The organism is Peribacillus sp. NPDC076916, assembly GCF_050269675.1.
In the GTDB taxonomy this organism is placed as follows: Bacteria; Bacillota; Bacilli; order Bacillales; family DSM-1321; genus Peribacillus; species Peribacillus aracenensis.
Map to the genome: position 1 here is coordinate 758,128 of NZ_JBNNIU010000001.1, position 25,761 is coordinate 783,888.

Annotated in this window: 27 protein-coding genes; 13 read left to right on the forward strand and 14 right to left on the reverse strand. The window is 40.1% G+C overall.

Translation table 11 applies throughout. The features are described 5' to 3' along the window. Nucleotides 1-140: 140 nt before the first annotated feature. The gene (locus ACQKFG_RS03795; protein ID WP_427556349.1) at nucleotides 141-332 is read left to right on the forward strand and encodes a hypothetical protein; all 192 of its coding nucleotides are present in this window, start codon (nucleotides 141-143) and stop codon (nucleotides 330-332) included. Between the two features lie 82 nt (nucleotides 333-414). Here ACQKFG_RS03795 and ACQKFG_RS03800 read toward each other — a convergent pair whose 3' ends face one another. Continuing rightward, nucleotides 415-549 (reverse strand): hypothetical protein, encoded by a 135-nt coding sequence (locus ACQKFG_RS03800; protein WP_342615186.1) that lies wholly within the window; start codon nucleotides 547-549, stop codon nucleotides 415-417. A gap of 269 nt (nucleotides 550-818) precedes the next feature. Between ACQKFG_RS03800 and ACQKFG_RS03805 the strand changes: the two genes are divergently transcribed. The 3 genes from ACQKFG_RS03805 to ACQKFG_RS03815 are packed head-to-tail and all read left to right on the forward strand — an operon-like array spanning nucleotide 819 to nucleotide 3,047. After that, the gene (locus ACQKFG_RS03805) at nucleotides 819-1,361 is read left to right on the forward strand and encodes a sigma-70 family RNA polymerase sigma factor (RefSeq protein WP_192203506.1); all 543 of its coding nucleotides are present in this window, start codon (nucleotides 819-821) and stop codon (nucleotides 1,359-1,361) included. Beyond that, the gene (locus tag ACQKFG_RS03810; protein WP_342615185.1) at nucleotides 1,351-1,770 is read left to right on the forward strand and encodes a PadR family transcriptional regulator; all 420 of its coding nucleotides are present in this window, start codon (nucleotides 1,351-1,353) and stop codon (nucleotides 1,768-1,770) included. The genes ACQKFG_RS03805 and ACQKFG_RS03810 overlap by 11 nt, the downstream gene beginning before the upstream one ends. Beyond that, nucleotides 1,767-3,047: an FtsW/RodA/SpoVE family cell cycle protein gene (locus ACQKFG_RS03815; protein ID WP_427556353.1), complete on the forward strand. Its 1,281-nt coding sequence runs from the start codon at nucleotides 1,767-1,769 to the stop codon at nucleotides 3,045-3,047. Before ACQKFG_RS03810 ends, ACQKFG_RS03815 begins: the two co-directional genes overlap by 4 nt. A 646-nt stretch (nucleotides 3,048-3,693) precedes the next feature. On the opposite strand, the gene ACQKFG_RS03820 is transcribed toward ACQKFG_RS03815, so the two are convergent. Continuing rightward, nucleotides 3,694-4,056, reverse strand: a complete 363-nt coding sequence (locus ACQKFG_RS03820; protein WP_098373329.1) for a group I truncated hemoglobin — start codon at nucleotides 4,054-4,056, stop codon at nucleotides 3,694-3,696. Nucleotides 4,057-4,508: 452 nt separating this feature from the next. On the opposite strand from ACQKFG_RS03820, the gene ACQKFG_RS03825 reads away from it, so the two are divergent. The 7 genes from ACQKFG_RS03825 to ACQKFG_RS03855 all read left to right on the forward strand — a co-directional run bounded on the left by ACQKFG_RS03825 (nucleotide 4,509) and on the right by ACQKFG_RS03855 (nucleotide 11,392). After that, nucleotides 4,509-4,721 carry a hypothetical protein gene (locus tag ACQKFG_RS03825; protein WP_061461893.1) on the forward strand — a complete coding sequence of 71 codons (213 nt, stop codon included), beginning with the start codon at nucleotides 4,509-4,511 and terminating at the stop codon, nucleotides 4,719-4,721. 715 nt (nucleotides 4,722-5,436) lie between these two features. Then, a complete protein-coding gene (locus ACQKFG_RS03830; protein ID WP_427556358.1) occupies nucleotides 5,437-6,309 on the forward strand; it encodes a DMT family transporter in 873 nt (290 codons plus the stop codon). A 297-nt stretch (nucleotides 6,310-6,606) separates the two neighbouring features. After that, on the forward strand, nucleotides 6,607-7,194 hold the full coding sequence (locus ACQKFG_RS03835) for a chromate transporter (RefSeq protein ID WP_427556361.1): 588 nt from the start codon (nucleotides 6,607-6,609) through the stop codon (nucleotides 7,192-7,194). Next, nucleotides 7,194-7,748: a chromate transporter gene (locus ACQKFG_RS03840; RefSeq protein WP_427556364.1), complete on the forward strand. Its 555-nt coding sequence runs from the start codon at nucleotides 7,194-7,196 to the stop codon at nucleotides 7,746-7,748. The genes ACQKFG_RS03835 and ACQKFG_RS03840 overlap by 1 nt, the downstream gene beginning before the upstream one ends. Nucleotides 7,749-8,786: 1,038 nt before the next feature. Next, nucleotides 8,787-10,184 (forward strand): ATP-binding protein, encoded by a 1,398-nt coding sequence (locus ACQKFG_RS03845; protein ID WP_427556367.1) that lies wholly within the window; start codon nucleotides 8,787-8,789, stop codon nucleotides 10,182-10,184. Beyond that, nucleotides 10,162-10,839, forward strand: a complete 678-nt coding sequence (locus ACQKFG_RS03850) for a response regulator transcription factor (RefSeq protein WP_427556370.1) — start codon at nucleotides 10,162-10,164, stop codon at nucleotides 10,837-10,839. Before ACQKFG_RS03845 ends, ACQKFG_RS03850 begins: the two co-directional genes overlap by 23 nt. 1 nt (nucleotide 10,840) lies before the next feature. Continuing rightward, complete coding sequence (locus tag ACQKFG_RS03855) at nucleotides 10,841-11,392, forward strand: TVP38/TMEM64 family protein (RefSeq protein WP_427556373.1); 552 nt, start codon at nucleotides 10,841-10,843, stop codon at nucleotides 11,390-11,392. Nucleotides 11,393-11,582: 190 nt separating this feature from the next. On the opposite strand, the gene ACQKFG_RS03860 is transcribed toward ACQKFG_RS03855, so the two are convergent. Then, a complete protein-coding gene (locus ACQKFG_RS03860) occupies nucleotides 11,583-12,629 on the reverse strand; it encodes an HD domain-containing phosphohydrolase (RefSeq protein WP_427556376.1) in 1,047 nt (348 codons plus the stop codon). 427 nt (nucleotides 12,630-13,056) lie between these two features. Between ACQKFG_RS03860 and ACQKFG_RS03865 the strand changes: the two genes are divergently transcribed. Continuing rightward, nucleotides 13,057-13,833: a SurA N-terminal domain-containing protein gene (locus ACQKFG_RS03865; RefSeq protein WP_353871539.1), complete on the forward strand. Its 777-nt coding sequence runs from the start codon at nucleotides 13,057-13,059 to the stop codon at nucleotides 13,831-13,833. An 84-nt stretch (nucleotides 13,834-13,917) separates the two neighbouring features. Here the strand turns inward: ACQKFG_RS03865 and arsC are convergent, their stop codons facing one another. Genes arsC through ACQKFG_RS03880 form a run of 3 tightly spaced genes read right to left on the reverse strand, consistent with a single transcriptional unit; the run spans nucleotide 13,918 to nucleotide 16,032 of the window. Then, a complete protein-coding gene (arsC, locus tag ACQKFG_RS03870; protein WP_427556380.1) occupies nucleotides 13,918-14,337 on the reverse strand; it encodes an arsenate reductase (thioredoxin) in 420 nt (139 codons plus the stop codon). A 31-nt stretch (nucleotides 14,338-14,368) separates the two neighbouring features. Then, nucleotides 14,369-15,667, reverse strand: a complete 1,299-nt coding sequence (locus ACQKFG_RS03875) for an arsenic transporter (protein ID WP_427556382.1) — start codon at nucleotides 15,665-15,667, stop codon at nucleotides 14,369-14,371. A 17-nt stretch (nucleotides 15,668-15,684) separates the two neighbouring features. Next, complete coding sequence (locus ACQKFG_RS03880) at nucleotides 15,685-16,032, reverse strand: ArsR/SmtB family transcription factor (protein WP_192203493.1); 348 nt, start codon at nucleotides 16,030-16,032, stop codon at nucleotides 15,685-15,687. Between the two features lie 470 nt (nucleotides 16,033-16,502). Between ACQKFG_RS03880 and ACQKFG_RS03885 the strand changes: the two genes are divergently transcribed. Beyond that, a complete protein-coding gene (locus tag ACQKFG_RS03885; RefSeq protein WP_427556385.1) occupies nucleotides 16,503-16,820 on the forward strand; it encodes a hypothetical protein in 318 nt (105 codons plus the stop codon). A gap of 176 nt (nucleotides 16,821-16,996) precedes the next feature. On the opposite strand, the gene ACQKFG_RS03890 is transcribed toward ACQKFG_RS03885, so the two are convergent. The 8 genes from ACQKFG_RS03890 to ACQKFG_RS03925 form a co-directional block, all read right to left on the reverse strand. Further along, a complete protein-coding gene (locus tag ACQKFG_RS03890) occupies nucleotides 16,997-18,370 on the reverse strand; it encodes an FAD-dependent oxidoreductase (RefSeq protein ID WP_427556388.1) in 1,374 nt (457 codons plus the stop codon). Between the two features lie 68 nt (nucleotides 18,371-18,438). Next, nucleotides 18,439-18,894: a MarR family winged helix-turn-helix transcriptional regulator gene (locus ACQKFG_RS03895; protein WP_192203490.1), complete on the reverse strand. Its 456-nt coding sequence runs from the start codon at nucleotides 18,892-18,894 to the stop codon at nucleotides 18,439-18,441. 280 nt (nucleotides 18,895-19,174) lie between these two features. After that, on the reverse strand, nucleotides 19,175-19,663 hold the full coding sequence (locus ACQKFG_RS03900; RefSeq protein ID WP_427556391.1) for an arsinothricin resistance N-acetyltransferase ArsN1 family A: 489 nt from the start codon (nucleotides 19,661-19,663) through the stop codon (nucleotides 19,175-19,177). Between the two features lie 155 nt (nucleotides 19,664-19,818). Beyond that, a complete protein-coding gene (locus tag ACQKFG_RS03905; protein ID WP_192203488.1) occupies nucleotides 19,819-21,234 on the reverse strand; it encodes a SpoVR family protein in 1,416 nt (471 codons plus the stop codon). A 163-nt stretch (nucleotides 21,235-21,397) separates the two neighbouring features. Next, a complete protein-coding gene (locus ACQKFG_RS03910) occupies nucleotides 21,398-22,477 on the reverse strand; it encodes a YkvI family membrane protein (protein ID WP_192203487.1) in 1,080 nt (359 codons plus the stop codon). Between the two features lie 165 nt (nucleotides 22,478-22,642). Next, on the reverse strand, nucleotides 22,643-23,752 hold the full coding sequence (gene menC / locus ACQKFG_RS03915) for an o-succinylbenzoate synthase (protein ID WP_342615174.1): 1,110 nt from the start codon (nucleotides 23,750-23,752) through the stop codon (nucleotides 22,643-22,645). 13 nt (nucleotides 23,753-23,765) lie between these two features. After that, nucleotides 23,766-24,560 carry a GNAT family N-acetyltransferase gene (locus tag ACQKFG_RS03920; protein WP_192203485.1) on the reverse strand — a complete coding sequence of 265 codons (795 nt, stop codon included), beginning with the start codon at nucleotides 24,558-24,560 and terminating at the stop codon, nucleotides 23,766-23,768. Continuing rightward, complete coding sequence (locus tag ACQKFG_RS03925; RefSeq protein WP_427556397.1) at nucleotides 24,553-25,707, reverse strand: M20 peptidase aminoacylase family protein; 1,155 nt, start codon at nucleotides 25,705-25,707, stop codon at nucleotides 24,553-24,555. The genes ACQKFG_RS03920 and ACQKFG_RS03925 overlap by 8 nt, the downstream gene beginning before the upstream one ends. Between the last annotated feature and the right edge of the window lie 54 nt (nucleotides 25,708-25,761).

The window sequence follows — 25,761 nt, forward strand, 5'->3', positions numbered from 1 at the left end:
ATATAGGGGCCACTGATAAGGTGAGTGGCCTCCCTCTTTAACTCTTGCACCTGTTAGCTCTATAAATTTAACAGACATTATACTTTGCTCTGCCGATACGCTTCCCTCACCCTTTCAATCTGGGCAAGGTGTCCTCGAACATGCTCAACACGGAATTCCAGCAGTTGCTTAAATGTGCACCGCTCTGCATCGTCATATACCCCCACCCGCCCGCTTTGTTCATTTGTCAGATGGTCCAGAATAGGCTGCATACTGGAACGCAGCAATTGGAACAGGAGCAAATACTGTTCACGGTCCAACAGATCATAACCCCAAGCCATTCGCCCATGTGACTTGATCAAACGAAAGCAGAAGTGGCTCCTGCTCCGCCAAGACTTTTTTCCAGCCGATGTGTAGACAAGACCTCAGCATCCGTCATTTGGATGGGAATTTGATGGATGCTCCTCTTGTCCGGTGCGAGCTTGAACGAAGCTCCTCCTCCGCTAATCCTTCGATAGCTTTCCGAATCATTGCGTATCCACGACCATACTCTTCAATCAACGCTTCCATTTTTGTCCCGCCTTTTCTTATTCAACTAATCTGTCCTAATAGTGCTATAAGAATAAGATATTCTAGTATTTATTTTGGTTTATCATGTTTATAACCGGTTAAACTTTTCTGATTGGATGTTGTCAGGCGAGGATTCCTACTATTGCTGTACTAATTCTAAAATGTTTTCTATATTTTTAGCTGTAGTAAAAAAGGAATAATTTCAAAAAACAAAAACCTTCTTTTATGTACTATCGTCTATATATCTAGGGAAGGAAGTGTGAACTGTTTTGGAGGAGTTTGTGTTGAAATGGTCTCAAATGAAAGATGACGAATCCTTACTAGATGAAATTATGTCCCTTTATGGCCAGGATATTCTGCAATTGGTCTATTCCTATGTAAAAGATCCAGTTGTGGCCGAGGACCTGACACAGGAGATTTTCATCAAATGCTATAAGGCGCTTTCCACGTATAACCAGCAATCAAATATAAGGACGTGGCTTTGGAGAATTGCTATTAACCATTGTAAGGATTATAGAAAAAGCTGGTACTTCCGAAAAGTTTCGACTGCGGAAGAGGAGCAGGAATGGACTTCTACCGATGACGTGGAAGAAGAGGTCATTCAGCAGGATGAAGACAGGCAGCTTGCTGTTGCAGTTATGGAGCTGCCTATCCAGTATCGCGAGCTTATTTATCTCCATTATTTTCAGGAAATGAAGCTCAAGGAGATTTCTGAAATTACCGGGGTCAAACTTGGAACGGTGAAGACCCGGATGCGCCAGGCGAAAAGAAGGTTAAAAACCTATTGGGAGGAATCCACCGATGGAAGATAAATTAACACGCTTGAAATCGGCAATGAAAAAGCATACATTTCTTGATTTGAAATTCACTGAAAACCATAGAAACTCCATCCATACTGCCATCGAAAAGCAGGATGTAAGTAAGGAAGACATTTTGATTGGTATTTTCAGATCTTTGGATAAGGAAAAAAGCGGTTATCAAATTAATGAATCTCTTTACCAGAAAGGCATCCGGAAATTTGAAAATAACGAAGGCTCCTTGTATGCTGCGTTGCATGAGCTTGAGAAGGAAGGCTGGCTCCAGTCTTTTTGGGAAACGGAAGAAAGGAAGCTCTATTCCTTGGATGAACGTGCGAAAAAGTGGCTTAAGAAAAAGGAATCTAAAAGTGGTTCCGCCTCTGCTAGTTGGCGGACAGCGTTTGAAGGAGGAAGAACCGATTGAGAAGCAATCATTTTTTAAATGAGGTTTCGTCGTATATCCGATCAAAAGAAGCAAAAAAATATATAGAAGCTGAATTAAAAGCCCATCTGCATCAAACTAAAACTGAACTGGTCAAAAAAGGATATACAGAGGATGAAGCAGAGGAACTGGCTGTCCGGAATATGGGAAGCCCCTCTGACATTGGGCAGAAGATGGACAAGCTGCACAGGCCGAAGATTGATTGGAAGCTAATGAGCATGTTTCTGTTCATGTCAGCTACGGGCCTGTTTTTGTTTTGGTTCTTGTTTAAGGATGGAAATTCATTTTCAGTGCTGAAGCAGGTATATTCTGTCACAGGAAGTGTAATTTTGGCCTGTATCCTTCTTTTTTTCGATTATCGGAAATTTCAGAGATGGGGCTGGGTTTTCTTTACGATAGGATGTCTGATTCTTTTTCAGTTCCAATTTTCCAATGTATTAGTGAACGGCAGTCCTCGAATTAATATTATAGGTTTATTGTCGGTCGATTCTATTGTGGTTCTGCCAATTTTTCTGCTTGCCTGGGCCGGAATGCTTCAATCAAAAAAGATGAATGTTTATTTGGCTGCCATTTTATACGTTGGTTCTGCATTCCTGTTTCTGAATACAGTCAACTTGCAGGCGGCAATGCTTTATTCATTGATGGTTGCTGTAATGGTCTGGAAGAGCGGCCTAAATAAAAGGAAAATCCTTATTACTGGAGCGGTCCTGCTTACTGCATGTGTTTCACTTCTGCTTATAGAGTTAGAGTTGAAAAATATAAGGACCTATCAATTTGAAAGACTTTTTGCGTTCGTTACGCCTGAAAAATTCAGTGAGACATCGGGGTATATGTATTTGAAACTGGAAAAGCTAATTGAGGATGCCGGATGGTTTGGACATTTTGGTTCCCTCGGGAAGATTGATTTTTCAAATGAAATGATGACGGATTTTATCTTTGTAACGATTACCTATACGCTTGGCTGGTCCGTGGCCTTGCTCATTGGTCTGCTGTTTTTATGGATGATCTGGCGAATTTCCCGTATATTCCAAACTGTGAAAGACCCATTTGGGAAAATGCTCGTTTCCGGCAGTTTTGCCATATTCACTGCACAGGTAACCGTCAGCATCGGAATGTCTCTCGGCTTATTACCAATAACAAGCGTATCCCTGCCATTTATGAGTTATGGTGCTTTATCAGCTATAATTAACGCCTGCTTGTTTGGTCTGGTTTTAAGTGTATATCACAAAAAAGATATTATACTGATGAAGAAAATATGAGGTACTGTAGCTCATATTCTCTTTTCTGAAGAAACTTGGAATGGGCAAACCTGAGCCCCCACAGCGTAAATAAAAAGAATCATTTTGAAAATAGATTGATTGAAATGGATTCTTTTCTGCGATGCAGTATACAGTTTTTATAAAATAGTTTGACTATTTTTAGTAATCATTAAAAAACTAACGCACAGCTTAAGCATTACATTGTATAAAATGTTTATAGATTGAAGAAAAACCAGCTTACCGGAAGTTCAAGCATGAGTAAAAAGGTAATTCTGCCGAATTACCTTTTTTAAGTTTCGTTGTTCACTTTCCGGTAGTCGAGCTAGGAAACCCTTTATAACCTCTTCACCCGATATTTACGTTGTTCCATGGATTATATCCCCCATTCCCCCTCGATTACGAAGTGCGAATAATAAGAGAACTATTAAATTAAAAGAAATGAAAAAATGGAATTAGAACATTCCATATAGGCTGTTGATCAACTCGAATGGAAAATCGTATCCAAAGTCAAACTGACACCGATTAATGTAATTTTTAGGCTAAAAGAATAATATTTTTTGCTTACCGTGTGGAATTCCCTTTACTTCCATAAGAAAAGGAGCTGCTAGTCAGCTCCATAAGCAATGTACCTTTAGCTAAATATCGGTTATTTATACAAGATATCATCTCTTAATGAAGCAACTTTAGTTAAAGCTGTATCTATGTCAGCTTCATTCACTCCAAAGTGAGCAAGTGCATCGTTTAGATGTTTTACAATGGCATCAAAATGGGCTGGTTGCAGATTCAATCCTTGGTGAGCTTTTGCCATGGATTGTCCAGAGTATTGTTTTGGACCACCTAATGCAAAACTAATAAATTTCGTCTGATGACGGCGTTGTTTTTCCATATCCGTCTTTTCAAAAAAATGATTAACTGTATCATCCTTAAGAACCAACTCGGAGTAAAAATAGTCCACAACTTTTGCTATCGCTTCTTCTCCGCCGACTTTTTCATAAAGTGTCTGTTCCATATTTACACTCCTATTTTGTAGTTAATAGCAGTATTCTCTGTTGATAAGCTCGTTTTTATTCCTCATCTTTCAATTAAATCCACTTAAAAGATAAACTGCTCCGGCACCTTTTGATCTTATGCAACTATCCTTTCCCTGTAGCTCCATAATGTGCTGCCAATGCAACCTCCGATAATGAAGCAAAGAACCCGTAGTTCATTAGCCCTTTGGTATCCTGCTGTTTGAGAACAAACTCAATAAGGATAGGTCATCATCCATTAGAGGTTTTTGATTTCCACAAAAAAATAATGATGGACTAACACTATAGTCGCTACTCTCTCCTTTTCTACGCAAAGAATCATATCGTGAACGGTAAATATTAATTTTAAGATAAAAAAGTCACCAGCTTGGCCAATAAATAAGTATAAGAATGTAATAGATTGGATAAACTAATAAAAAAGGAGTGGGAGATTATGGAGACTAAAATTAAAGAAGGAACAAAAGAAATGTGGAGCGAAATTAATGAATGTATAACTAGGAAAATTAATGAAAAACATGATTTATCCTTTCAAAAGAAGAGCAATGATAATTATATGAATCTATATATTCAAACAGCAGTATTACACACCTTATTTGAACTTTCAGATGAGTTCAGGAAAATCGAACGAAAATATAACCGATTGTGATGCTTCTGGAAAGGCCATGCACTAAAAAAAGCTTAATGGTGGATTAGGATTAAACTCTTCAAGGGAGCCTTTTTAATCCTAATCCACGTTTTTTCTTTCATCATTACCGCTGCAGACATTTGACTAACACCATTACTGCACCATTTGCTTCCCTTCCCTATAAATTCCTCTTTTCATTCAAACTGGAATCCATTTTTCTTATCTTACGTTAAAATATAAGCAAAGATCATCCGTCAATCAAGACAGTATACTAAAGCTTAAAACATGGCCCCCCCCCCCCACCTTTTCCTATTACAACCGGTGGGGTTTTAGTTTGGTTTCTACATCTACGTAAACTGGGAGGTCCCTCTTTTGCAACCACGCCGGATAAATTGGCTTCAATGTGTAAAGTAGTTTTTTAATGGAAGATTTTCAAGTGAGTTGTTTTCCATCGGTACGCTGTGTCCAAAACTATTTTTTGTTGTTTTATAAATACCTAAAATCTTGTATATTTAATATAACTTACTGATTATTGAATCAAATGATCCGTTACAACAGAATAGTTTTATAATTAACTAAAAATCATTGAAACTAATATTTTTGAAAGAGAGCTGAAAGCTGATGTTGTGGTCACCGCTATTCGAAAATGATGTACCTGCAGTTATTCTTCCTTAACGGTAGAAAATTGCAACTCCGTTAGGGACTGGAAATGTATAGTTAAAACGGAGGGTACAAAATGAAAAACACTATATTAGGTTCTTTATATTTATCACTCGCTGCTAGCATTTGGGGCGGGATGTATGTTGTGGTAAAAGTTGTGGTAGACGTTGTTCCACCACTTGAATTAGTATTATTACGATATGTGATTGCGATTTTAGCATTGTTGACAATTGGTTTTATAACAAAACAATCTTGGCGGATTGAAAGACGAGACTGGCTTTTGGTTTTCATTATAGGACTTGTTGGAAACACAATTTCTATCGTAACCCAGGAAGTCGGTACGCTTCTATCCACTGCACAAATGGGAGCCATCATTACTTCGACAACCCCTGCTTTTATGGTGATATTTGCACGTATCGTTTTAAAAGAAAAGATCACTTTTAAAAAATCAATTTCTGTTATTTTAGCGACGATCGGTGTTGGCATCATTGTCGGAAATGCCCATATTGGCTCATCTCACCAACTTGGGGGCGTATCGCTGCTGATTGCTGCATTAACTTGGGCACTTATGTCAGTTCTAATTAAACGGATTCCTGGGCAATATTCACAAATTGTTATAACGACCTATGCAGTGCTTGTGGCAATTGTCTGTTTAACACCCATTACGATTAGTCGATTAGACGAGCTTGACTTTCAAGCAATCATGCATCCATCCATATGGGGCGGCCTTTTATACTTGGGCGTTATTTCCACAGCTTGTGCCTTTTTATTGTGGAATCGCGGACTGCAAATGCTTACCGCATCAAGTGGCGGATTATTTTTCTTTTTACAACCTATAGTGGGTACTTTTTTAGGTTGGTTAATACTAGCTGAACAAATCGGCTTGTCTTTTTGGATAGGTACAATATTAATTTTCATTGGTGTGTTATTAGTCATTCGGGAAGAATAACACACATTAAAAAGTTTGTTAAAGCTATATTTTAAAAAGTACCCTATAGAGCAGTCACTTTAAAAAGGTCTGCCTATAGGGTACTTTTTGTATTTTTACCTGTCTTGCGCAATCCAATTTTTATTTCTTTAGACAAAAAGAAGTTTTTTTATTAACTTCAACCTATTGCATTGAAAAATACCTCTTATACATTCATTACGTAATTATCATCATGATTTCATGTACATTTCGAAAGCGTCTTTGTTATCATTAATTCATAATCATGGAAAAGAATTCTAAAACCAAGGAGGAATGTTCTTGAAAAATCCATATGCGGAATTGACGTTCGGGATGATGAGAACAGGGATTTTAGGTTTCGGCGGCGGGCCATCTGTCATCCCGCTCATCCGCCACGAAGCAGTTTCCCGTTATCACTGGCTCGACGATGATGAATTCGGGGACACTTTGGCGATTGCCAATACACTCCCAGGACCTATTGCCACTAAGATGGCAGCATATCTTGGTTATAAATTAAAAGGCTGGCCAGGAGCCATAGTCAGCGTGGCCGCTCACGTTTTACCTTCATGCATTGCGATGGTTTTCTTGATTGCATTCATTAATGTGTTAAGCAATTCGGCCATAATCAGTAATATGATCGCTGCTGTAATGCCGGTTGTTGCTGTCATGCTTTGTCAAATGGCTTATGAGTTTGGCGAAAAGGCGGTAAAAGGGTTAGGAAAGGTGCTCGGAATCACCTTTTTTGCGATTTCCTTTTTGCTTCTGCAAGTCATTTCCCTGCATCCGGGTATCGTCATTTTGATTTTCCTTCTATATGGGGCGTTCCATTTTAAATTAAAGGAAAGATTGAATAATAAAAAGGTGAATAGGAAGGAGGAATCCGGTTAATGGGTCTTATTATCCCAATAGGTGTTGCTGTTTTTCTAGCGTTTTTCATTGCCAATATTCTTGGTTATGGCGGAGGTCCAGCCTCGATTCCGCTTATGTATGATCAAATCGTCACCCGTTATGGCTGGCTTGATAATGCCGAATTCTCACAAATGCTTGCGTTAGGAAATTCACTTCCAGGTCCTATCGCCACGAAAATAGCCGCATATGTCGGATATGATGTATATGGCTGGCCAGGATTTCTAGCCGCATTGGCAGGCACGATCATCCCTTCAGCTGTGGCTTTGATATATTTATTAAAAATCCTGCGAAAATACAAGCAATCTCCCATCGTAAAAGGCATGTCCTTGCTTGTACAGCCCGTGATTGCAATCATGATGTTATTGCTCACCTGGAATATGGCCGAGGATGCCGTCGGTTCCATCGGCTACATCCATTCAATCGTCATCGCTGGATTGGCCTTTTTGGCCCTAGGTAAATTCAAGGTCCACCCCGCCTTCGTAATCATTCTTGCCTTTGCGTACGGCGGCTTTATCATCCCGCTCACCTACTAATAAAAAACCCACCTATATAGGGGGCATTTCGTCCAGCCGTATGGCTAAAAACGAAGCAATCAAACAGATGAAAAATCCGATGGGAATCAGAGCGGGACAAATTGATAACACCGGCGACACACCCCTAAGAGACAGTAGGGAAACCATCCTCCGTCGTAATTAATGGGAGCAAATGAGTTCCCGCCAGACTGCAACTCCCCCTCCCCATTCGAAAAATTGAAAGGCGGGGGATTTTACAGACCTATTAATGCAGGATGAAAAGTTATGAATATATCCAATGGACACTTCCTCAATCCTTTGTTTGAAAAGTCTTTGTGATGTTTTTATATTCCTCATCATTGAAAATGCCCATTTTTTTGAATAATGCGGAATAAACAATTATTTTTTTCTGCGTACGGTTTGTACAATTCATATGGTTCAACTCCTTTTTTACATAGTATTCACTTACGACAAAATGTTTCCTTAACACAAAATATTTTGAACGAACTAAAATAACTGCCCAATTTCCTGGCAATTTCATATTTTTATAGGTGATTAAAATAAGACCAGTATATTTAAATTCAAGTGATGAATAATCATCTTTTTTTTTAGCTCTATTCGTAAAGATTGTTGTTTTTAAAACGAAACTATTTAAGGTTGATTGGAGCGGAAGTGCGAGACTCCTGCGGGAGCAGCGGGACAGGTGAGACCCACAGGCGTTCACGTCGAGGAGGCTCACCGCCCGCCCCGTGGAAAGCGAGCAATGGAGGGGAAATCAACCACACCGCATTACTTGGTGAATAGCAACAAAGTATGCGAAAACAGCTTTTTTTTATAACAACGGGTTGTAATCCGAAATATCTTGAAGTGGTTGGCAGTTTTCATTAGTTTACGAACACGCACCCCTCCCTCCAACATCAAATTGATGACCTCGGCAATTTATTGGCTTGTTCCTTTTGAAAACCGTATTATTATTTAAGAAGATGCGCAGAAATTGAAAAAACTGCATACTTTCTTCATATTTTTTCGCTAAACTGACTTTATTCTATAAGAAGGTGAATGCTCCTGAAAATCTCACTTAAGCTCGGACTATCTATATTTGTTTGCATATTTTTGCTGGAAACCGTTTCCATGGTTTACTTGCATAATAAAGTGATACATTCACGTGTCAATCAGGAATTGGAGTCACTGAAGGCCCGTGGCAATAGTCATCGTGATGTATTGGAAATTACATATTCCGGCTCAACCCTTCAGCATATCGGCCTGATGGAATCACATACCGATACAGATGTTGTGATTACGGATACAAGAGGAGCTATTCTGATATCTTCCGAAAAGGTGGATGGGGGAATGAAAAAAATCTTAGCTAAAAACCTCCCGCATGTCCCCCGAAAAGGTCTGATCATCCAATCGAGCTGGAAGGATGAAAGATATATAGCCACCGTTACGCCATTTATCAGCGATGAAGAAAACAAAGGCTATGTTTATATGTTTAAAGATACAAGAGAAGTGGAGGATTTAATCGCACAATTGAATAGGCATTTCCTTCTTGCGACTGCTTTGCTCCTTTTCTTCATGCTTGTCATCATTTATTTTCTATCAAAGGCTTTGACCAGGCCACTGATATCGATGAAGGAAGCGACAACCAAGCTCAGCAAAGGGAATTTTTCAGTGGCTGTGCCCGTACGATCTCATGATGAACTTGGGGAGCTTGCCCAATCCATTCAAAGCTTGGCTGATGAATTGAACTATTTAAAGAAGGAACGCAATGAATTTTTGGCAAGTATTTCTCATGAACTGCGAACGCCGCTAACATATATAAAGGGATATGCCGATGTTGCCCGAAGGAAAGATTTGAATGATTCCGAACGATCACGATACCTAGAGATCATCCATGATGAATCCGAACGATTAAACAGATTATTGGACGAACTATTCAATATGGCTAGAATGGATCTAAATACATTCACCATATCAAAAGAAACCGTCCAGCTCTCTTCATTCCTGCGAAACATTCACGAAAAGGTTTTACCGGCTTTTACAAATGAAAGAATTCAATTGAATCTGGAATGTAAGGATGATTTATTTATCGATATAGATCCTTCACGGTTTGAGCAAGTCATTCTTAACCTGCTGGATAATGCGCTGAAGTACTCGAACGAATATACAGTCACCACCATCAAAGCCACTGAATGCCTTGGCAGGATTTCCATCTCCATAATCGATCAAGGGGTTGGCATTCCCCCTGAAGATATCCCCCATATCTTTGATCGTTTATATCGTGTCGAGAAATCACGCGCCAGAGATACCGGTGGATTCGGATTGGGACTCTCCATCGTCAAGCAATTAGTGGAGATACAAGGAGGAACCATTTCGGTTAAAAGCAACTTGAAGCAAGGAACGTGCTTCACCATCACATTTAAGGAGATAACAAATGAAGACAGTAGTTCTGGTTGATGATGAACAGAGAATGCTTGATCTATTAGAGCTATACATGAAACCTCACGGATATACATGCATGAAGATTAAATCTGGATATGAAGCCATACAGTTCTTAAGGCATAAACATGCGGACATAGTACTTCTTGATGTAATGATGCCTGAGTTGGATGGGTGGGAAACGTGCGAAAGGATCCGTGCGTTTTCCAATATTCCCATAATCATGCTCACAGCCCGGGATGCTGCACAAGAAATGGTGAAAGGGTTGAAAAAGGGCGCAGACGATTATATCACGAAACCCTTTAATGAAGATGTTTTACTTGCCAGAATCGAAGCGGTCACGCGGCGAATGCATAAACAGGATGATCATGTGATCTTTAGGGGGCTAAAATTAAATGAATCCGCTTATGAAGCACATTATGATACCAAAACGATCCCATTAACACCAAAAGAGTTCTCACTGTTGTGCTTGTTTTTGAAATCCCCAGATCAAGTGTATTCCAGAGACCACCTCCTTTCGACCATATGGGGATTTAAAACGGATACGGAAGATCGGACAATCGATTCCCATATTCGAAATATTAGAGAGAAACTGCGTCATGCCGGTTTTCCAGCAGATCAACATTTGAAAACGGTCTGGGGCATCGGATATAAATGGAGTTCCGTGGATTGATATGAATTTCATTTCTGAGGCATTACTATCCAGCGGTCCTTTTTCCATTGCTGTAAGTTTAGCATTCAATATATTGATTAGCGTGCTTGGTTTTATTCCAAGCGTATTCATCACGGCTGCCAATATCACCGTATTTGGATTTGAAAAGGGATTGATCCTTTCTTACATGGGGGAAATTGCCGGAGCAGTGGTCAGCTTTTGGTTATACCGAAAGGGCTTTCAAACATTCAAACCCAAGTTCATGAAGAACCGGTGGGTCATGAAGCTGCAAAGGTCACAAGGAATTCATGCATTTTGGATGATCCTGATGCTTAGGCTCCTTCCTTTTATTCCATCCGGCGTGATCAACCTTACAGCAGCATTAAGCAAGACGGGGATGATGATTTTCTTTCTCGCGACATCCATCGGAAAACTGCCTGCCCTCCTTGTCGAAGCGTATTCGGTAACACAAGTATTGAAGGCATCGGACGATGTAAGAATTGTTTTGGTACTGCTGATTCTGGTAATCGCAATCGTTTATTACTTTAATAGAAACAAGAAAAAAGGAATGTAGTAAAAAGGCTTCTCTGCTTCTCTACTTTTAGGGTAAATTGGCAGGGATTTTCTTTTCAACCCTACAATTGATAGGAGCCGTTCCCCCTTGGTCACCAAAGGTTAACGACCAGATCCAGAAGACGGATGCGACCTTTTCTTTCCACGAAGGCATTACAACCCCATTATATCGGATAAGGTATTCTATGAGTTCAATATATCCCTGTGCTGCGAACGGTTTCTAAACCTTTTTTCTGCGCTCCCTTTTCATTAAAATAATAAATGAAAGACGCTACGATGGATGGGTCGAAATGCTTTCCTTTTTGTTCGTTTATGAATGATAAGGCCCGCTCCACTGACCAGGAATCTTTATACGGCCTTCTGCTGGTCAATGCATCGAACACATCCACAATGGCAACTATTCTAGCTTCCAATGGGATATCCTCACCTTTCAAACGATGTGGATATCCAGTGCCATCCCATTTTTCATGATGATGGAGGATGATGTTTTCAGCCACTTCCAGGCTGCTGATTACATCATGGTTTATTTCCCTTGAAATCTTATTCAATATATCGGATCCCATCAACGGATGCATCTCGATGATTTTTCGTTCATATGGAGATAACGGGCCAGGTTTGTATAATATCCCTTCAGGAATCTCCGCTTTTCCGATATCATGCAGAATACTTGAATGAACGATATGATTCATATAGCTTTTAGATAGTTCCAGCTGGCATCTTCGATTATGAACCATGACTAGCTGCTCGGTTAGGTTTTGAACTCTCAATAAATGCTCTTCAATGCCTGGATCACGGATTTCGCATGAAATGGCGAGGACCTTTAACAATTCCCTTTGGGTCTCTGCCCTTTTCTTTTCCGAAAGGTAAATCCCTTCTTTCAATTGTTCCAGTTCACGGAAAATCCCGACAAAATACCACTGCCCCCCTAGTTGAATAGGAGTAATCGTAATCGAGGAGTGCCAAATGTCACCCGATTTCTTTCGGTTGGTGAAGACCCCTGACCAAGGATTTCCCTTCCTTAACTCGTTTTTCAGGGATGTGTATGTATACAAAGGTGTTATCCCTGACTTTAGGAATCCAGCTTTGAACCCAATGATACTGTTCCTTGAATACCCTGTCGTCCTTTCATAATAAGCATTAATATCAAGTATGCGATGATCTTGATCCGTAATGATGACGGCATCCCCCAACTTTAAATACGCTGCCAATTCAGATGGCAGCCTTGTTTTCCCTTTCAATATCTATACCTCCAATAGCTGGATTTCCAATCCTGTCTCTTCACTTTTCTCATTTTCACGGCTAACTCCGTTCATGATTAAAAATCTCAATATATAGGCTAAATGAACTACATCCGGATGATAAAGTATATAATACCATACAAGTTTTAGATACAATAGTTACTAAGCAATGTTTTGTGTGTAAGTGATGGACTACAAGTTTCTGTCTGCACCACGTATCAGTCTTCGAATTCCTTTTAAGCTTATTTCATGACGAAGGGTAAATTGGTTCATTTCCGCGAATGTTACACTTATATAATGAGCTAATGCCTATACTATCCTCCTGTTTTCTGGAAAAAAGAATGAAAATATTGTGTTTTAATGGGAAATTCCTTTATAATGCGCATTAGATGATTTTTTAGCATTGAATACGAGAGGAGACTGAAATATGAAGAAACTATTATACCCAATCATCATTGGATTATTGGCAGTTGTACTAACGGCTTGTGGTTCGAACGATGAAGCTGATAAGAAAAATGACGAGAAAGAGACTAAAACAACTGAGAAAGAAACGGCTAAAGCAACTGAGGAACAGCAAAAACAGATGGAAGAAATGCAGAAGAAACTAGACAAGCAAAAGGTGGATGAAAAGAAAACGGTGGCTATCGTCAATGACGAAAAAATTTCAGGTGCGGAATATAATACCGTGTTGTCTACCACACAAATGCAAATGCAGCAATTCGGACAAGATCCAACAACCAAGGAGGGAGCCAAACAAATTAAAGAGCAAACACTCAACTCTTTAGTGGGGCAAACATTGCTGCTTCAAGCAGCTGATAAAAAGGGCTACACAGCTTCCAAGGCCGAAATTGAAAAGCAACTTGCCGAAATCAAAAAGCAATATGACAGTGAAGAGAAATTCAAGGAAGCGATGAAGCAAGCAGGCCTGAATTCAGAAATGCTGAATGCTCAGATCGCAGAGAACATCCCATATACGAAGTATGTTGAAAAAGAGATTAAAGTGGAAGAAGCAACTGATGAAGAAATCCAAAAGTATTACGACCAGGTTGCAGAGCAAGCTAAAACAAGCGGGCAGAAGGTACAGAAACTCGAAGAATTGAAGCCGCAAATCAAGGAACAATTAGAGCAGCAAAAGAAACAGGAAAAGCTTGTGAAGCATGTGGAAGAACTCCAGAAAAATGCTAAGGTCGATATTAAGATTTAATGATGAAAAGAGCTGCCAAAATTGGCAGCTCTTTCTTTATGGTCTTCGGTCCGCTTACTAACACTAACGGCTTTTCATGTTCATTTATTCACCCGTTTTAGAGAAACGTGAAATTCTTTCTCCAATTTCATCACGAACACGTTGGAAGGCAGCCCATATTTCTTCATCTGTTCCTTCTGCTTTTGCCGGGTCTTCAAAGCCCCAATGTTCACGTTTAACTTGCGGTGGCGTCATTGGACATTTGTCTGCCGCATCACCACATAACGTAACGACAAAATCAGCATGATTCAATATGTCAGGTTCGATGATATCCGATGTTTGATTGGAGATGTCCAATCCAACTTCATTCATTGCTTTTACAGCTTTTGGATTCAATCCATGTGCCTCGATTCCTGCACTAAGTACTTGCCATTCGTTACCTAAATATTTCTTCCCCCACGCCTCTGCCATTTGACTTCTGCAAGAGTTACCAGTACATAAGAAGTAAAGTGTTTTTTTAGCCATGATGTTTCTCTCCTTAGTTTAAAGTAAGTGTTTAATGCAAGATTTGTAACCATATATATAAGCCGACTAATGTGATGAACAATGTTGGGATGGTTAAGATGATTCCCGTTTTGAAGTAGGTTCCCCATGAGATTTTCACGCCTTTTAAAGAAAGGACATGCAGCCACAATAACGTAGCCAAAGAACCGATCGGTGTAATTTTCGGTCCCAAATCCGAACCGATGACATTGGCATAAATAAGGGCTTCCCTAATCGCGCCCGTTGTATTCGTATCGGAAATGGCAAGAGCGTCTATCATGACCGTCGGCATGTTATTCATAAGCGATGAAAGAATAGCTGCGATGAATCCCATCCCGACAGTAGCAGCGAATAATCCTTGATCAGCCGTCACTTGAATAAGGTCAGCTAAAATATTCGTCAATCCAACATTCCTCAATCCATACACCACGACATACATTCCAATGGAGAAGAACACAATCGCCCATGGTGCGCCTTTTACAACGGTCTTGGTATTAACAGCTGGGCTTCGCCTTGCCATAAACAAGAAGAAAATGGCGATAATACCCGCAATGATGGATACTGGAATGTTGAAAAATTCACTGATAAAATAGCCAACCAGCAGAACACCTAAAACAATCCCAGACAGGCGAAACATTTTTATATCACGAATGGCATCAACTGGCTTCTTCAATTGAGCCATATCATAATTCTTCGGAATGCTCTTTCTGAAGTACAAATATAATACCAGGATGCTAGCCGCTAATGAAAACAGGTTGGGAACGATCATTCTAGATGCGAACTCAATAAAACCGATATCAAAAAAGTCAGCAGAAACAATGTTGACCAAATTACTTACGACAAGGGGTAAGGATGTAGTATCCGCAATAAACCCACTCGCAATGATAAATGGGAAGATCATTCTCTCTTCCAACTTCAAGTTTCGAACCATCGCCAAAACAATCGGAGTTAAAATGAGCGCGGCTCCATCATTTGCGAAGAATGCAGCGACTAGAGCTCCGAGAATGCTCACATACACAAACATCCTTACTCCATTTCCCTTGGCTGCTCTCGCCATATGCAAGGCAGCCCATTCAAAGAAACCAATTTCATCTAAAATCAAAGAAATAATGATAATAGCAATGAACGCCAACGTCGCGTTCCATACAATACCCGTAACGGCAATTACATCGTTGAAGTCAACAACCCCAACGAGTAAGGCAAGTACCGCACCTCCGCATGCTGACCAGCCAATTGACAATCCCTTAGGTTGCCAGATGACGAGTGTCAACGTCAGCAAAAAGATGATACTAGCTAATATAACTATACCCACTGTTGTTCTCCTCCTCGTTAGTCACAACAAATTCGTTTTCCTTGTGCAGTTAATTCTTCTACTTTAAATGCCTGGCTTGGCAAATCCCTGATAACCGTTTGAATAAATGAGTAATACGAGGAAGTTTGGTTTAACGAGTAAAATATCCATTGTCCCCTTCTCGCTTCATTCACAATTCCGCTATCTTTCAACTTTCGTAAATGTTGGCTAATAGCAGGTTGGCTCATATCAAACAGGTCAACAAATTCACAGACACAACATTCATGTTCAGACATAATTTTTACCATCGTCAAACGTGTTTTATCACCTAAAAGTTTAAGAACATTTGCCGTAGCTTCTATATCCAACGCTTCATTCGTTTGCATGTTATCCCTCCTAGCCTAATCGATCATATAATCAAATGCTTATGTATTTATTCTTTATCATTGTATAAGCATATTCTTATTTAATCAAGGATTAAATATTCAACAATATAGTTTAATGTTAGTCTGCTTAAAAGAGTTGATACAAGATGATTTGCTTTATTTCAATATCAAAAGGGCGCTTTGACAATCCTTTTTTTATGGAACTAAAAGGGCTAGTCACTTTAAATGGGATTACTGGTGCACAGAAAATATTTTATGAGTAAATAGGCATACGAGAAGAAGTTATCAATTTATACCACTATAATTTTCGGTAAAAATGGAATATAGTTAATAAACTGTTTTTAGTTGAAAGACATAAAGGAGAGTATCCTGACAGTCAATTAGATGAATTGATAAGTCTTATGGGAAACTAAAAGAAATTATCACCTATAATTGAAAATCCCAACACACCGAGAGAAATTTTGTTCTTTATGCATAAATTATCTTCAGAAAATAAAGCTGTTCATGAAAAAGTGATAGATGTTCATAAAGATACAATTAATAGACTTTTTGAGCGGTTGAATAAAGATAATATTAGTGAAAAAGAAATGGGATATATCTACAAAGAAATTAGCAGTCTAAGTGAAAAAATTGAAGATGCACGAAAGAGTTGGAAGGACTGGACAGGAAAAGTAGGTTTTGGTCTTTTAGGAATTTTGGCAACTTTTGCAGGTGGATATGCCTCAACTAAATTGGATGAAAGAAATAAAAGGAGTGCGGATGTAATAGAAGCAGGGTCAATGAATTAAATAGCAGTAGAAGGGATAAATAAATAAATAAATAAATAAATAAATAAATAAATAAATAGATGCATAAGTACCCGAAAGAAGGCCTCAATAAGTGGTCTCTTCTATTTGTTCAAAAATAACAATAATAACAAAGCCTCTAAAAAGACCAGTCTGTTTCATCAGACTGGTCTTTTGGTTTATTCGCAGCAAGAATTATTTAAAATGTCCGATCTCGCTAGAACCGGACTGCCACAGCAAGAATTATCCTTTTTTTCATTTGCAGGAATATCAGAATCGCAGCAACTTGGAGCGAGATTCACACTGCATACTCCTGTTTCAGGGAGTTCCAAGTGTACTTCTTTTGCCCCTTCTATATCGCCAGTTAGATAAGCCACTACCGAACGGACTTGTTCGTAGCCTGTCGCCAGTAAGAATGTAGGTGCTCTTCCATAGCTCTTCATGCCAACAATGTAGAAGTTCTTTTCAGGATGTCGTAGTTCTTGTTCACCATGCGGCCGCACGGTTCCACAACTATGAATATTCGGGTCAATTAGCGGGGCAAGCGCTTCTATGCTTTCCACAGCTGAATCAAGGTTTATCCTTATTTCATTTAAAAAGGATGTATCAGGTCTGAAGCCCGTACTCACAACGATTTCATCGATATCACCGAGTGTAAATTCTTCTCCGTTTAGTTCTCCGACTACCGTGATTTTATCGTTTGTTGGAGTAACACCGTTTATATGAAAGGGAGTAAGAATAATGATTCGTCCAGATTCCACTAATTGTTGAATTCTTATGCCCAATTCTCCACGAGCGGCCAATCCGTCGTTTTCTTGCCCGCCGTACACTTCATTGATCTGTTTTTTACGAAGAACCCAGTAGATCTTTGTATCCGTAAATTTTTGCTGTAATGTTGCCAGATCCAATAGGGCATTGATGGCCGAATGCCCGCTTCCGATTACCATGATGGATTTATTTTGATATCTGTTTTCTAGCTGTTCGACGTTTGGAATGCCATAGTGGATTTGATTGTGTAATTGTCTCTCCGTATTCGTCCAGATGCCATTTGATAGGATGGGGTTTGGATTGGTCCAAGTACCTGATGAATCAATCACTGCTTTGGCCTCAATGACTTTTGTGTCACCATTCACTTCTACATACAGTTGAAAGGGAACTGTGTCCCGTTTTCCTGTTTTTAACTTATCGTGAGCCTTTTTGGCAACACCGACTACTTTTGCTTGTAACATGATGTTTTCCTTCATTTCTGGAAGGTTACTTAGCGGCAAAAGGTACTCTTCTACCAATTCGCTGCCTGTCGGCAAAGCTTCTTCGTCTGGTGACATCCATCCATTGTTCTCAAGCAATTCCTTTGCTGCTTTATCGATGTTATACTGCCAAGGAGAAAACATTCTAACGTGACCCCACTCCAGCATGCTGGAACCAACCGAGTCCCCCGCTTCCAATACGATAAACTTCTCCCCTTTTTTTAGTAAATGAGCGGCAGCGGCCAGCCCCACAGGTCCCCCGCCTATAATTGCTACCGGTAATGCACTTTTATCAAATTGTACCATCATTATTCCCTCCTATATTTTCACTTCTTAAAAAAGTTGTAATTTGCAAGTATTGTCTAAAAATTATACTACCCCCAAGGAGTAGTACAACATACGGATGACTTCAACATTCGATCATTAAGCAATTTCAGAGAACGCACAACTGATTCCTTTTCAAACTCATTCATCGTCTTGAAGACTTCATTCAAGTAATCATTCATTTGCTTATCGATGGTTTGATTGATTTTCACGCCTTCATCGGTCAGAGAAAGGATAGAAATTCTCCGATCTTCCGCATCTGGCGTTTTTGTGACTAAATTCAATTTTATAAGGGATTGGATTTGCCGGCTGAACGTCGTAATATCCGTTCCAAGGGTTTCTGCAATTTGCTGGATGGAAGTGTGGTTTTGTCGGTTTATTTCATACAGGATGTGGCTTTGGACAAGTGATATCTCAATTCCATCAGCGCTGCAACAATTTTTATTCAATAACCCAAAACGTCTAGTTAAGAGTTGGAAGAGACCTCTAAGGTTTTCATTTTCCATTACTTTCACCTCACTTTATTTATACACATATTATTTGCATTTTGCAACTATTTGATGCAAATATATTTTTATTTATCCTTTTAGATTATTAAAAGCTGTCATGAAAATTCGGTGAGTTTGCTCGCCATAATAACACGCTTCGCCTTAAAAAAGTTTGTTTCAATGTATCCTTTTGCACAGGTTCACGAGAAGTTAAAACCGCTTGAAATAGGCATCAAAATAACCAACAGACAAAACGCCTGAATGGTTCACTGTCATAATCCTCCTACCCCCTAAATGTTTAAAGTAATAATTTTTCCATGGCCATCACATCGACAAATTCCCCGTCTAACATTCCCTGGTTCTTAAACACTCCTACTTCGCGATACCCCCGTTTTTTATACAACCCTTGACCCATCTGGTTAAAGGGAAATGTGAATAACACAATTTTATTGAAGTCATATTCTTTTGCGAGCTTTTCGATGGATTGCAGCAATAAACCGCCAATCCCTTTTCCTCGATGATCTCTTGAGATATAGACGGATAAATCAGCAACGCCCTTATAAGCACTGCGATTGTTATGCTGATTCAAGGAGGACCATCCAACAATCTCCCCTTCTTGCTCAGCGACAATGACCTTATAGCGTCCGATGTGTTTGGCGAACCATTCCTCCATGTAGATTCGGTCCTTCATCTCTGTTTCTAACGTGGCAACTCTATCCTCAATCCCTTGATTGTATATTTCTTTGATGGAATCTATGTCCTCTTCCACCGCTTCACGAATAATCATACCTTCCCCCTTCCGTTTGCCTAATGAGTTTTTTCAAAATTCTATAATCGATTTATAACATTAATAGTTGCAAATCACAAGTATCATGATTCTTTATAACGAATTATAGAGCTTAAAACAAGAAAACTGCCGAGTGATCGGCAGTTTTTTCTGCTTTATAAGTATTTCCGGTGAATACCTTTTCCATCATAGGAAAACAGGACTTCTTTTCCTTCTATGACTGATTCCATATGAACGGAGCGGCCCCAGAGCTGATGGATATATGGCATGACTTTTTCGAGGTACTTCAGATCCAGTTCAATATCTTCATACCAATGTTTTAGATAAAGTTCCCCATTTCGCATGTAGTCCCCATCATTTACTGTGATATAAGGGAAACCGCCGTTAACCCTCATACTCACGAGTTGATCACGAACATTTTCCCATGCCTTATCGACGATTTTATAATCCTTGCCCTGCTTTTGGAATAAGTACATATCCTCCCGCATGACTAGATCTTTCGTCAAATAATTACGGAGAAAGGAAATATCCGATTCGATTTCCCTGACTTCGAACATCTTTTCCCGGCCAGATCCAGGCTTGACGCCCAGCTTGATCATTTCTTCAGATGGATTATCATAGCGTTCTTCAATATCTTCAAGCACTTTCAATCCAAGATAATAAGGATTGATGCTGGTCCGTGATGGCTGAACGACACCCGCGTTCAGTTTTGCGAATTCAATGGCTTCCCCTGAGGATAGATCCAATTCACGGATTATGCGCTGATGCCAGTAGGATGCCCAGCCTTCGTTCATGATTTTCGTTTCCAACTGCGGCCAGAAATAAAGCATCTCTTCCCTGATCATCGTCATGATATCCCGTTGCCAATCGGTTAAATCCCTGCTGTACTGTTCTATGAAAAGCATAATATCCTTTTCAGGCCTTGGCGGGAATTTTTTTCTCTTTTTAATGTTCGATTGCTTCGGTTTATCCTTTTTATCAAGGTTCCATAAATCATCGTATTGTGTGGCTGTCGGTTTTATTTCCTCTTCTTCTTCCTCATCTTCCATCGTCCAGGCAAGTTTCGGTCTCATCAGCGACGGATCGATATGTTCTTCAATGGCTAAAAGTGCATCGAGGAAGGTTTCCACTTCCTTTTTGCCATGCAGGATTTCATATTCACGGATTCTTTCTGCCGTTGCCGACATACTTTCTACCATATCCCTCTTAGTATTATTGAAACGGATATTATTCTTAAAGAAGTCACAATGCGCCAAAACGTGCGCAACAATCAATTTATTTTGTACAAGTGAATTGGAGTCCAGCAGAAAAGCGTAACAAGGATCAGAGTTAATGACCAGTTCATAGATCTTACTTAATCCAAAGTCGTACTGCAGCTTCATTTTATGAAATTGCTTCCCAAAGCTCCAATGAGAAAAACGGGTCGGCATCCCATAGGCACCAAATGTATAAATGATTTCTGAAGGGCAAATTTCATAACGCATCGGGTAAAAATCCAACCCGAACCCAGTTGCTATTTCTGTAATTTCACTAATGGCATATTCCAGAGCCTTTTGCTCCGCTTCATTCATCCGATATCCCCCTTGTCTTCCGCCTTTAAACTAATGTATGAAAAAAAGGAGGAAAAATGCCGTGATCATGAGTAAAGGTCCTCGATAACAGAAAAAAAACACCTCCATGAAGAAGATGTCAGGCCAAATGTTTCATGCAGTTCTGCACTCAAATTTATGGATATTAAAATTTCACTAATTCCGTATTCACAGCCTCTTTTTTCGTTTTTGAACGGACCCAGGAAATGATGAGCGCTGCTATGATTACAAAACCTAAGTACCCTGTGATTGGGTATACCGTCCCAACCAATTCAATAAAGCCAACGAAACTTGCAAGGAACGCGAGGATCCCGACCATGATCACGGATATTTTAAAGCGTTTCGTTTCAGCAGGCACCAACCTGGCGGTGAATGCATACAGCATCCCGACAGCTGTATTATAAATCATTCCTAAAAGGATGATTGATAGGAGATATCCCAACCATGGAGAAATCTGATTTGCTAAATGAAGGGTAGGCATACCTGAGCCTTCTATGCCCTTCAAGTCGGACATCATCCCCAAATTGATCAAAAATAGCAAAATCCCCAATCCTATACCTCCTAGAACCCCTCCCATACCAGCCTCTTTCTTATTCTTGAGGGTCCCTCCCATTACGGCTAGCATGGCAATTCCGGCAGTCATATTATATGAAACATAAAGTAATGACCCCATCATCCAATTTCCGGTTGCTGCCGTCCCTTTACTTGAAGATGAAATGATTTGATTGAAACTTAAATCGGATGTGAAAAATGAATAACCTGAAATAATGATCATGATAACAAATAAAAACGGTGTTACAGCACTTATGATGGACATTATTTTGTTAACATTAAGTAAAAGAGTACCAATCGTGAGCACCGTCATGACGATTGCACCAACTATGCTTGGAATCCCGAATTGTTCTTCAAAAATCGTTCCGGAACCGGCAATCATGATGACCGTAACGCCAAACAAGAAAAATGTGATAATAATATCGACCACCCTGCCTACATAGCGGCCACAAATATGATCGATGATGCTTTTATGGGAGCGTGTTTGAAGCGTGCTCCCCAATTGAGTAACTTGCATGCCTAAAAACGCGAATAAAGCTGTTGCCACCAAAATTCCCAATACACTGTAGATTCCAAAACTCGTGAAGAACTGTAATACTTCTTGTCCTGAAGCGAAACCTGCTCCAATGATGATTCCAATATAGGCCCCTGCAAGATTTACACTATTTTTCATTTCACATACCACCTCAATTATATGACTATTCTGACAATTTAAGGTAAAGGAAATATCTTTCCCTTCATCATTATCCGGTTCTTTCAAACCCCTCCCAGCTTCAAGTTAACGTGCCGAAGCAAATGAAGCTGGGAGGCTCTTTTATTTTCAACTCTTATATATTTATCATTTGGTATATCTTTTACTATAGGAAGTGAATTCATCGACCGCAGCGTAATCGACTTCATAGCCAATGCCTGCCGCCTTTGGAACCGTTATGACTCCATCTTCCACTGTAACCTCCGGTTGGATGATGTCTTTATGCCAATAATTCGCGGATGCTGCCGTATCACCAGGCATCGTGAAGTTATCAAGTGTTGTCAATGCGATATTATGGGCACGCCCCACACCAGACTCCAACATGCCTCCGCACCAAACCGGTACATTCCTTTCTTTACATAATTCATGTATTTTCATTGCTTCCGTTAAACCGCCAACCCTGCCGATCTTAATATTAATGATTTTACAGCTTCCCAATTCAAGGGCTTTTCTTGCATCTTCCACGGAATGTATGCTTTCATCCAAGCAAACCGGTGTTTTGATTTCCGCTTGTAATGTGGCATGATCGACAATATCATCTGATGACAAAGGCTGCTCGATCATCATTAAATCAAATTGATCAAGCTGTTTCAACAATTCGATGTCTTTCAGGCGGTATGCGGAGTTTGCATCTGCCATGATCGGGACATCGGGATATCGATTGCGCACTTCCCTGATTACATCTACATCCCAGCCTGGTTGGATTTTCATTTTTATTCTTTTATACCCATCCTTCAATCCAGCTTCTATCTTCGCCAGTAATTCAGGTATCGTTTTTTGGATGCCGATACTGATCCCAACATCGATTTTTTCCAGTTCCCCGCCTAAAGCCTTGCTTAATGGGATATTATTTTCTTTTGCGTATAAATCCCAGATGGCTCCCTCGATTGCCGATTTTGCCATATTATTCTTACGGATATGCGAGAACATATCCGATACATCACGGGGATGCTCTATTTCTTTATCCAATACAAGCGGTATCAGGAAATCCTCCAGCATGGTCCAATTGGTTTTTATAGTTTCTTCGTTATACCAAGGTGCTGAAAACGCCACAGATTCAGCCCAACCTGAAAGCCCCTCTCCATTTTTCACTTCCACAAGAATGAACTCCTTATCCACAAACGTTCCAAAGCTTGTTGTAAAGGGAGCTACCAAATCCATATTTAAATGACGTAAACGCACTTCTGTTATTTTCATCCCGATTCCCCTCTTATTCTTGTTTTTTTAATAAATAGTTTTGAATATTTTCACCTTGTTCCCGTTCAATCCCGGATGCAACATATCCTTTGGCAAAAAGCTTTTTGAATAATTCACCGGTTTTTAACCGCCAATCAATCGCAAGGCTGAGATCAGCCTTTTTGATTTGTTGAATATCTGTCGGAATGGGTATGGCGATCACCTCTGCATTGGTTTCAAAATGATAATCCTTGATGTAAGGAAAGCCTTGGTCATTCATTCCTGTCGTTACGATGTGTGCGGCTTTATCTGGAAGTGGTGTATCTTCCTTTCCTTCCTGGCGTATATTCCATTCCACCATGAATCGATCAGTGGACAATCCTTCATTGAGGGTATCATTCATATTTCCATAACAATCATCCATATAGGTAGAGCAAACAGCTTTTAGCTTACCGATGTTCAAGTTTGCATTCACACTTTCCAATGGATCATACGTCCATGTGATCAAGTCGTAACCTTTTTTCAGTGCTTCTTCTTTTTGCGCAAGTTTAAGTAATCTGCCGTAGCCCTTCTTTTGATGGGATGGATGGATTGCTAACATATGTGAACAAAGATATGCCCTTCCATCCTTGAATCCCGGAAAACTGTATTGAAACCCGACTAACTCGCCATTGAAGTAGCCGCCTAAAACAAGCCCGCCGTTTTTGACTGCCGTAATCGTCTGATGGATGGGAACGCAATCCATGCCCCATACAAGAACTTCCAGTCGCTGCACTTCTTGTAAATCCTCAAGTGTTGATAGGGATTTAATGAATAGTTCATCAGTCATGTAAGTGTCCCCCCTCCCCATATTTCTCGAAAGTCAGTATGATGGCTTTGGTCAGGATTTCGATCCCCGATAATAAAGCATCTTTGTTGAACGTCATGTTCGGATGATGGAGCCCTGGTGCCAAATCACAGCCCAATCCAAGCATCGTCGCTTTCAGTTCAGGTCTTTTCAACGTATAAAAATGAAAATCCTCTCCTCCTGTCGTAATGACAGGCGCTACCAGATTTTCTTCCCCGAGTGTATCGGCTATCGCTTCAGACATTATGTCCTGGGCTTGATCGTTCACGGTTGCTGCGGCAACATTGGTTCCCGGTTCGAGTTTCACTTCGACTCCATGGACAATGGCCAAAGATTCTGCAACCTTCTCCACCTTCTTGGTGAGCTCTTCCATCATTGCATTGTCCTGTGCCCGTAAATCCAATGAGAAAGTGGCTCTCCCAGGGATGATATTGGAGCTTTCCCCTCCAGCAAAAAACTGCGTCATTTTTGCCGAATAAGGGATGGATGGATTGAGATGGATACCATTTAACAAAGTGATGAATGCTGCTCCTATCTCGATGGCATTTTGCCCTTGATGCGGTCTGGCCCCATGTGCATCAGTCCCCGCTATTTCTCCTTTAATGAACTGAGCGGCACCATGGATAATGGCTGGTGCCGCTTGCCCATCCTTCACTTCCTCAACCGGTCTTAAGTGCACCCCATAAAGGAAATCGACATCATCCAATACTTTTTCTTCAATCATCTTCAAGGCGCCCGTACCTTTTTCTTCAGCAGGCTGAAAAATGAATTTAAGTTTGCCTCTTGGATGGAAGTCCATTTCTTTCAATACCAGGAATACTCCAAGTGCCAAGGTCATATGTCCATCGTGTCCACAGGAATGATTGGCTTGAAACGTCCCATCCACCTCCTGCCAAAGTGCATCGATATCCGATCGTAACCCTACCGTGAAATCCCCATCCCCGATTTCCCCAATCACTCCTGTACAGTCCTTGAATGTTTTTACCGTACACTGATTTTCCGTTAAAATATTTGAAATGAAAGCTGTCGTATTCACTTCATTCCAACTCGTTTCAGGATGTGCGTGTAAATGCTCAAAGATATCGAGTATACGAGGCCTTAATTTTTCGATAGATTGTGTGATATCCATTTCTGTCTCCCCCTTGTATCCCGGTTTAATCGGCTTGTTCACCGAACTGATGGA